This window comes from Corallococcus sp. CA053C, assembly GCF_003611675.1.
Classification (GTDB): domain Bacteria; phylum Myxococcota; class Myxococcia; order Myxococcales; family Myxococcaceae; genus Corallococcus.
The window spans coordinates 1-6,150 of sequence record NZ_RAWA01000506.1 but is presented as its reverse complement, the minus strand read 5'-3'; the positions used below and the strand labels follow the sequence as shown (position 1 = coordinate 6,150).

Below are 6,150 nucleotides of genomic sequence, written 5' to 3'. Positions count from 1 at the left end.
GCCGCAAGGCGTCGAAGTCGGGCTCCCGCCGCCGCCGCTAGCTCCCGTGCATCACCCGCGGCACGGGAGCGTCAGCGGCCCGGAGCGCGCAGCTCCCGCGAACGCGCCTGCCACACCTCGTCATAGGGGCAGGAGCAGTCGGTCTCTTCCGGCTCGGGATAGGCGTACGTCTCGCCCTTGTAGTTGCGGAACAGGGTCTCCCGCTCACCCCGCTCGATGACGTAGTCGGGCTGCAGGGTGACCTTCCCGCCCCCGCCCGGCAGGTCCACCGCGAGGTGCGGCACGGCGAGCCCAGTGGTGTGCCCGCGAAGCTGCTGGAGGATCTCCAGCCCCTTGGAGATGGGCGTGCGCAGGTGCTCGCACCCCTCCGCCACGTCCATCTGGTGCAGGTAGTACGGGCGCACGCGGCTGCGCAGGAGCACGTGCGACAGCTCCTTGATGATCCGGGCGTCCGAATTGAGCTGCCGCATCAGCACCGCCTGGTTCTCGACGGGCACGCCATGGTCCACCAGCCGCTCGCAGGCCTCCCGCGCCTCGGGCGTCACTTCCTTCGGGTGGTTGAAGTGGGTGATGACGTAGACGGGCGCGTAGCGGCGCAGCACGCGCGCGAGCGAATCCGTGACGCGCATGGGCAGGCACACGGGCACCCGCGTCCCGATGCGGATCATCTCCACGTGCGGGATCTCGCTCAGCGGCGCGAGCAGCGACCCCAGCCGGTCCTCGCTCAAGAGGAACGGGTCGCCGCCGGAGATGAGCACGTCGCGCACCTCGGGGTGGCTGCGGACGTAGTCGATGCCCCGGCGCATCTGGTCCTTGGTGAGCTCCGCCTCGCCGCCCTTGGTGATGCGGCGCCGCGTGCAGTGGCGGCAGTAGACCGAGCACGTATCGATGGCCAGGAACAGCACCCGGTCCGGATACTTGTGGACGATGCACTCCTCCGGGCGCGTCTTGTCCTCGCCGAGCGGATCCTCCAGCTCCCCGGGACGCACGCGGGCCTCGGCGCGCACCGGGATGGACTGCATGCGCACCGGGCACGACGCGTGGTCGGGATCGATGAGCGACAGGTAATAGGGGCTGATGCCCACCCGGAACAGCGAGGACGTCTCCTGCACCCCGGCGCGCTCGTCGGGGGTCAGGCGCACGTAGCGCTCGAGCTGCTCCAGGTTGCGCACCGCGTGCCGCTGCTGCCAGCGCCAGTCCGTCCACTCCGCGTCCGTCGCGGAGGGGAACAACCGGGCCCGCCCCTCGGCACTGACCGAGGGGCGCGCGAGCACGGGCGCGGTCGCGCCTGCGGAGGAGTCCATCACGCTGCCTTGGGCTGCTCCCGCCACCACGCCTGCCCGGACTCCGGCAGCGTGTCGATGGGATCGAAATACTCGTACTTGCGCTCGAGGGCGTCGGCGTCATTCGCCTCGACGCTCGTGCGGTAGTTCTTGGTCCAGTAGGAGATGCCGCGCTCGCGGTCGTACTCCGCCACCTGGTGGATCCACCGCTTGCCCACGAACGGCACGTCACAGACGATGCGCGGCGTCGCGAAGCCCGGCATGTAGCCCATGATGTCGTGCTGGAGCTTCTGCGCCTGCGCCACCGACAGCCGCCAGTGCTCGCTGTTGGGGATCATGTCGCACATGTAGAAGTAGTACGGCAGGATCTTCGCGTGATCGAGCAGCGTGAAGCACAGGTCCAACAGGGCCTTGGGGCTGTCGTTCACGCCGCGCAGCAGCACGCCCTGGTTGCGCACGTCGCGGAAGCCCATGTCGAGCAGCTTGCGCACCGCCTTGCCCACCAGCGGCGTGAGCTGCTCCGCGTGGTTCACGTGGGTGTGCAGTGCCAGGTCCACGCCGCGGTCGACGGCCTTCTTCGCCAGCCGGTCCAGCCCCTGCAGGACGCTGTCCTGGAGGAAGTGCTGCGGCAGGGCCATCAGCCCCTTGCTGGCCAGGCGGATGTCCCGGATGTTCGGGATGTCCATCAGCGCGCTGACGAACGGCTCCAGCGCCTGGATGGGAAGGTTCGCGATGTCGCCACCGGACACCACCACGTCGCGCACGGTGGGCGTGCGGCGCAGGTAGTCCAGCATCTGCTCGTAGCGCTCCTTCTGCCCCGTCGCGAACTTGTGCTTGGACACCTGCGGCACGTCGTTGCCGACCAGATCCATGCGGGTGCAGTGCCCGCAGTACTGCGGACAGGTGGGGAGCATCTCCGCCAGCACCTTGGTGGGATAGCGGTGCGTCAGTCCCTCGACGACCCACATGTCCGCCTCGTGGAGGCTGTCACGGCTGGCGCGCGGGTGGTTGGCCCAGTCGGTGCGGCGGTCCGCGAAGGCCGGCAGCATGTACCGGCGCACGGGGTCCTGCCACAGGTCCTCCACGGCCATGGTGTTGAGCATCTGGGGCGGGACGAGGATGGACATCGTCGCCCGCTCCTTCTGGTCCAGCTCCATGCTCATCGCCAGGTCGTCGGGCAGCAGCGCCCCGAGCGTGGCCTTCAGCTCGCGCAGGTTCTTGACGGTGTGCTTGCGCTGCCAGAGCGCGCTTTCCCACTCCGCCTGCGTGACGTCCTTGAAACCCGGGATGCGCCGCCAGTCGGGCTCCACGAACTCCTTGCGGAGCGGGTAGGTGAAGGGCTGCTGCGCGGGGCCAGCGTCGGGCTTGCCTCGAGTGGACGTCGTGTTCATGAACGCATCACCTCAACAAATGGAGCGACTTCGGCGAGGCGTCATAGCCCACCCCCCCGACATCCCTGCTCAACAATCGCAGAGGGCACAAGATGCCCTCCGCACGTCCATCAGTTCACCGGGACGTTGATCAGCTTCGCCACGCCTTCCGCTTCGATGACCACCACCTGGGGCTTGGTCGACTTGCCGTTGAGCTTGAAGACGACCTTGCGCTTGCCCACGGGGAGTTCCAGCGGGTTGCCCAGCGGGACCGGGCTCACCCGGTTCGTGTTCTTGCCATCCACCCAGATCTGCGCGCCCGCCGGCGAGGTGCTGCAGGCGAACTTCCCCTTCGCGCTCGCAGGAGCGGGCTTCGGAGGCGTGGGCTTCGGCGTCGGCTCCGCGACGACCACAGGCTTCGGCTTCGGAGGCGTGGGCTTCGGAGGCGTGGGCTTCGGTGGCGGCTCGCTGACGGGCTCGGCCTCCATGGCGACGGCGACCTTCACCTCGGCATCGCCGGTGGACGTGAACTCGCCCTGGAAGGGCTTGAACCCGGCGCGCTTCGCCGTGACGCGGTACGTCTTGCCCACCTCGAGGTCGGGCAGCCGGGCTCCAGGCACCTTCCCCACGGGCTTTCCGTCGACGGAGACCTCCGCGCCCTCCTGGCCTTCGAACACGGCGGCGAAGGTCTTCGGAGCCGGCGGGGGCTCCACGGGCTTTTCCGGAGGCTTTTCGGCCGTGGTGGGAGGCGTCGGTGTGGTCGGAGGAGGCTCCTTGACGACCACGGGAGGCGGGGGCGGCGCGTTGGGCTTCAACGCCAGGGGGACCACGGCCGCCTCCTGCCCCGAGACGACCTCGATCTGCTGGATCGCGGGCTGGTGGCCCGGAGCGGTGGCCTGGACCTTGTGCACGCCTGCGGACAGCTCCACGACCTCGTTGGCCCGTACGGGTTGGTCGTCCACGAGCACCTTGGCGCCGCTGGGGGTCACGACGAAGTTGACGTACCCCGTGGACGAGCCCCGGACCACGAAGACCACACCGAGGATGAGGAGAAGGGCCACGCCCGCGGCCGCGCCGATGATGGCGGGCTTGGGAATCGGCTTCTTCCCACCCGCCGGCTTGGGCTTCGCCACGACCTTGGCGGGCGGAGCCGTCTTGGCCATCTTGGAGGCCTTCTGCGGGATGGTCGCAGGGCCGTCGGCCTCGTCGTCGTCGTAGCGCTGCTCGTCGGAGTCCTGCCCCTCGTTGTCGTACCCGTCCTGGCCGTCCTGGCCGTCGCGGCCGTAGTCGTCCGCCGGATCGTCGTACTCCCCGGCGTCATCCGCGTCAGCGGCCTGCGCCTGAGGCCGCACCCCGTTGTGGCGGGAGCCCACCGGCAGGGTGATGTTGCCCGTGGTCTCCTCTTCCTCCGGGTCCAGCACGGGAGCGGCCGAGCCACCGCGCCCCCGCGAAGGCGGCGCCGTTGGAGCCGGACCAATCATCGTGGCGCCGGCATAGGCCTCACCACCCTCATCCCCGATGATGACCTGCTTGGGGCCACTCTTGCCCTTGCCGCGAGGGGCCTCATCACGCGCGAAGGGCGAGGCGCTGGTGTGATGCCCGGCCCGGTCGATGGGGTTCTCCGACCGACCCGTGATGCTGTCATCCACCACGACGCTGCTGTCGGCGATCCGGGTCTCGGGCGCACGAAAGGTGTGCGTCGAGTCGACAATCTGGGTCTTGTCCGCGGCGCCATCCATCTCCGCCAGCTCCTCGGCGGTAGGCGGCGGGATGTAGCCAGGCGCGGGCTGCGCGGGCGCCGTGGAGGCACGCCCCACGGGAGAGCCAGACGAGGAAGCCGCAGGTGACTTCTTCTGGGAGGTCGGACGGGTCGTCGGAGGCGGAACCGTCACCCCCGAGTGCTCGATCTGGTCCGGACGCTCGACGGAGGCATAGCGCTCCATCTTCTCCGCCTCGCGGAGCATGTCCTCCGCGAAGGCTTCCTTCATGAAGCTGGAGAGGTGCTTCGACGAATAGATGGCATCCCCCGCGAGGAGGAAGCGCATCAGGTCCTCCTGCAGGTCCGACGCCCACTGGTAGCGGTCCTCGGGCTCGCGCGCGAGCGCCTTGAGGACGACCTTCTCCAGGCCCGCGGAGATGTTCGGATTGAACTCGCGAGGCAGCGGGATGTCCGCGTTGCGCACCTTCTCCAGGGTGGAGAAGTCCGACTCGCCCACGAAGAGCTTCTCGCCCGTGAGCATTTCGTAGAGCAGCACGCCGACGGCGAAGATGTCACTGCGCCGGTCGATGGGCATGCCCCGGACCTGCTCCGGGCTCATGTAGCCGAACTTCCCCTTGAGGATGCCGGCCTGCGTCTTCTGCGAACGATTGGCGGCCTTGGCGATGCCAAAGTCGATGATCTTCGTCTCTCCCTCGTAGGACACGAGGATGTTCTGCGGAGAGACGTCGCGGTGGATGATGCCCAGGTCCTGGCCGCGCGCGTCCTTCTTGCGGTGCGCGTAGTCGAGGCCTTCACACATCTTGGAGACGATGAACACCGCCTGGGCGGTGGGCATGATCTCCTTGCGACGGCGGTAGCGCTCCAGGAGCGTGCGCACATCGCGCCCCGCGACGTACTCCATGGCGATGAAGTACGTGTCCTCGTGCTTTCCGAGCTCGTGGATGTGCACGATGTTCGCGTGGTTCAGCTGAACGCTGATCCGCGCTTCATCGATGAACATCGTGATGAACTCGTCGTCCTCGGCCATCGTCGGGAGGATCTTCTTGATGGCCAGGATGCGCTCGAAGCCCTCGACGCCAAAGGCCTTCGCAATGAAGACCTCGGCCATACCGCCGACGTTGATGCGCTCGAGGAGCAGGTACTTCCCAAAGAAGGTCGGCTTCTTCATCTCGCGGGGCTGCCCTGCGCCGGCGAGTACGGACCGCGGCAGGCGGTGCGCAGACCGGGGGGAGGAGAGACTCTAGATCCTGCGGGAACGGCGGTCAAACATCCACGATGACGCGATTCCCCAAGGAATCCGAGAACTTGGCCTCCGAGCGCGCCCGCCTTGACCCACCCCGCGTCCCAGGCGCTCCACAGCGCCGCAGGACCAGCACCGGAGGACGCCAGGCCCGCAGTCCTGGACGAGGCCCGCCACGCGTTCCAAACGAGTTCCCGCACGGGTCAGGGCACCAGGTAAAGGGTTGAAGGAGGGCCGCCAACCGGCGCCAGAGCTCGGACCCTAGGGCCGATCACATGCGCGGAGCCGAACAGCGTTCGCGACGTACGTCGCAGAAGTCAGGCGCGACGGAGCCCCGAAAGAGAGCCACCGGATGCCGCACGGCCTCAGCAGCGCCTCAAAGGCAGCCACGACCGCAGCCCGCAAAGGCAAAAGCCCCTGGCGCCTTGCGGCACCAGGGGCTTTGCTCAAAAAGAATCCGGCAGCGACCTACTCTCCCACGCGGTTTCCCGCGGAGTACCATCGGCTCTGGAGGGCTTAACTTCCGTGTTCGGGATG

At 68.2% G+C, this 6,150-nt stretch carries 3 protein-coding genes and 1 rRNA gene; all 4 read right to left on the bottom strand.

Translation table 11 applies throughout. From position 1 onward, the window contains the following. Window positions 1-71: 71 nt before the first annotated feature. Window positions 72-1,304, bottom strand: a complete 1,233-nt coding sequence (locus D7V97_RS38550) for a KamA family radical SAM protein (RefSeq protein WP_120615579.1) — start codon at window positions 1,302-1,304, stop codon at window positions 72-74. Next, entirely contained in the window at window positions 1,304-2,674 is a 1,371-nt protein-coding gene (locus D7V97_RS38545) for a KamA family radical SAM protein (RefSeq protein ID WP_120615578.1), read from the bottom strand. The genes D7V97_RS38550 and D7V97_RS38545 overlap by 1 nt, the downstream gene beginning before the upstream one ends. A 110-nt stretch (window positions 2,675-2,784) precedes the next feature. After that, the gene (locus tag D7V97_RS38540) at window positions 2,785-5,541 is read right to left on the bottom strand and encodes a serine/threonine-protein kinase (protein ID WP_120615577.1); all 2,757 of its coding nucleotides are present in this window, start codon (window positions 5,539-5,541) and stop codon (window positions 2,785-2,787) included. A gap of 527 nt (window positions 5,542-6,068) precedes the next feature. Then, window positions 6,069-6,150, bottom strand: a 5S ribosomal RNA gene (gene rrf, locus D7V97_RS38535); the annotation flags it as partial.

Excerpts from the sequence above, each read along its gene's own strand:
- D7V97_RS38550 (WP_120615579.1), bottom strand. The coding sequence starts at position 1,304 with ATGGACTCCTCCGCAGGCGCGACCGCGCCCGTGCTCGCGCGCCCCTCG.
- D7V97_RS38545 (WP_120615578.1), bottom strand. The coding sequence starts at position 2,674 with ATGAACACGACGTCCACTCGAGGCAAGCCCGACGCTGGCCCCGCGCAG.
- D7V97_RS38540 (WP_120615577.1), bottom strand. The coding sequence starts at position 5,541 with ATGAAGAAGCCGACCTTCTTTGGGAAGTACCTGCTCCTCGAGCGCATC.